1 protein-coding gene and 1 pseudogene are annotated in these 2,374 nt (G+C 68.5%); both read right to left on the reverse strand.

Annotated elements, in window-relative coordinates; genetic code table 11:
- A pseudogene (locus tag ACIY1X_RS26110) lies at window positions 1–460 on the reverse strand (microcin ABC transporter permease); the annotation flags it as partial.
- A 3-nt stretch (window positions 461–463) separates the two neighbouring features.
- Complete coding sequence (locus ACIY1X_RS26115) at window positions 464–2,251, reverse strand: extracellular solute-binding protein (RefSeq protein ID WP_399686504.1); 1,788 nt, start codon at window positions 2,249–2,251, stop codon at window positions 464–466.
- Window positions 2,252–2,374: the final 123 nt, after the last annotated feature.

Below are 2,374 nucleotides of genomic sequence, written 5' to 3' on the forward strand. Positions count from 1 at the left end.
TGACGAAGTCGAAGCGCGTGCCCGCGCGCACCGCCTTGGCCACGCCCAGCGGCACGGCGATCAGATAGCTGATGAAGAAGGTCCACAGGCCCAGGCTGATGGAGACGGGCAGCTTCTCCTTGACCAGCTCCCACACGCCCTTGCGCTGGTAGAAGCTCTGGCCCAGGTCCAGCCTGGCGAAGGACTTGAGCATCTGCCAGAAGCGCTCGTGCGCCGGCTTGTCGAAGCCGTACAGCGCCTTGATCTCCTCGATGCGCCGGGGGTCCAGGCCCTGGCGCCCACGGTAGCCGGAGCCGGCCGCGGCGGCGCCCTCCCCGCCCGAGTCGCGCCCCTGCAGTTGCGCCACCATCTGCTCCACCGGCCCGCCGGGCACGAACTGGATGACGGTGAAGGTGAGCAGCAGCACGCCCAGCAGCGTGGGGATCATCAGCAGCAGTCGCTTGAGGATGTAGCTGGCCATGGTTCACCTGTTGGCGGGCGAGGCCCACCAGGTCGACACCGCCCATTCGTGCGCGTCGTAGTACGGCGGGATGGTCGGGGGCAGCACGAAGGGCGCCGGCCGGTAGCCGATCAGGAAGGCGTCGCCGTAGTACTGGGGAATGCCGTAGTGGCCGTGCGAGAGCAGCCGGTCGAGCACCTTCATCGCCGTCACCAGCTCGGGCCGGGTGCGCGATGCGACCACCTTGCCGACGACGGCATCGACGGCCGGGTCGGCGATGCCCCAGATGTTGGCCGACCCTTTGGTCTCGGCCGCGCGGGAGCCGAAGCGCTCGAACAGCTCGCTGCCCGGCGCCAGCGAGCCGGGGATGCGGATGGTCGTCATCTCGAAGTCGAAGTTGTCCATGCGCTGCTGCGCCAGCGAGAAATCGACGCTGCGGAAGCTCATCTCGATGCCCAGCTTGCGCAGCGTGCCCTGCATCGGCGCCATCACCCGCAGCGAGGACGGCTGGTCGTTCAGCACCTCGATGGTGAACGGCTGGCCCTTCGCGTTGCGCAGCGCGCCGTCGCGGTACGTCCAGCCCGCCTCGGCCAGCAGGGCCTGCGCCTGGCGCAGGTTCTCGCGCAGGCTGTGCGGCGGCACGGTGGTCGGCGAGACGACGGCGGGGCCGAACACCTCGGGCCGCAGCTTGCCGCGCAGCGGCTCCATCAGCGCCAGCTCGTCCGGGCCGGGCAGGCCCTCGGCATGGAACTCGCTATTGGGGAACCAGCCCTCCACCCGCTTGTACAGGCCGTAGAACATCTGCCGGTTGAGCCATTCGAAGTCGAAGGCCAGCCCGATGGCCTGCCTCACCCGCACGTCCTTGAACTTGTCCTTGCGCAGGTTGAAGACCCAGCCCTGGTAGTCGCCCGGGTTGCGGTTGGGGAAGGCGCGCTTGACCACTTCGCCGCTGTCGAACACGCGCCCCTTGTACTGGCGCGCCCAGTTGCGCGAGATGAACTCGCGCATGAAGTCGTACTCGCCGGCCTTCAGGCCCTCGAAGCGGCTGGTCTCGTCCAGGTAGATCTTGTAGGTGACGCGGTCGAAGTTGAACAGGCCCCTGCGCACCGGCAGGCCGGCGCCCCAGTAGCCGGGATCGCGCACGTAGGTGATGTCGCGGCCCAGCCGCGTGCCGGCCAGCTTGTAGGGGCCGGAAGAGACGGGCACGTCGGTCGTCACCTGGTCGAAGGGCTTGCCCGCGCCCCAGGCGCGGCCGAAGACCGGCATGCCGCCCACGATCAACGGCAGCTCGCGGTTGGCGCTGGCGAAATCGAAGCGCACCGTGCGCTCGCCCACCGCCACCGCCCGCTTCACCTCGGCGAAGATGGTGCGGAACTGCGGCGCCGCCTCCTTGCTCATCAGCGTGTCGAAGGAATGCACCACGTCCGCCGCCAGCACCGGCGAGCCGTCGGAGAAGCGCGCCTTCGGGTTCAGCCGGAAGGTGGCCGAGAGACCGTCGGGCGCCACGCTCACGTCCTCGGCCAGCAGGCCGTAAGCGGTGGTCGGCTCCTCGTTGTTGCCGGTGAGCAGGCTCTCGAACATCAGCTGGAGCATGCCGGCCGGCGCCGTGCCCTTGAGGGTGAAGGGATTGAACTTGTCGAAGTTGGTGGGCCGCGTGGGCGGCACCAGGCGGATCTCGCCGCCCTTGGGCGCATCCGGGTTCACATAGTCGAAGTGCGTGAAGCCCGGCGGGTACTTGATGTCGCCGAACTGCGCGTAGGCATGGCCGGCCCAGGCGCTGCCGACGGGGGCCACGAGGAACGTCAATGCCATGAGCAGCCCAAGAAAACGCCGGGTCGCCCCAAGTTTTCTTGCTCCCCTCGGGGGACGGGTTGGGCGCGGCCCAGCCCTGGGGGCCGTCAATACTCGCATGCGAGAATTCTGCACAACTTTTTC

The organism is Xenophilus sp. (assembly GCF_044462705.1).
In the GTDB taxonomy this organism is placed as follows: Bacteria; Pseudomonadota; Gammaproteobacteria; order Burkholderiales; family Burkholderiaceae_C; genus Xenophilus; species Xenophilus azovorans.

What these genes read in the sequence shown, in the direction of transcription:
- ACIY1X_RS26115 (WP_399686504.1), bottom strand. Translation starts at nt 2,251, where the DNA reads ATGGCATTGACGTTCCTCGTGGCCCCCGTCGGCAGCGCCTGGGCCGGC.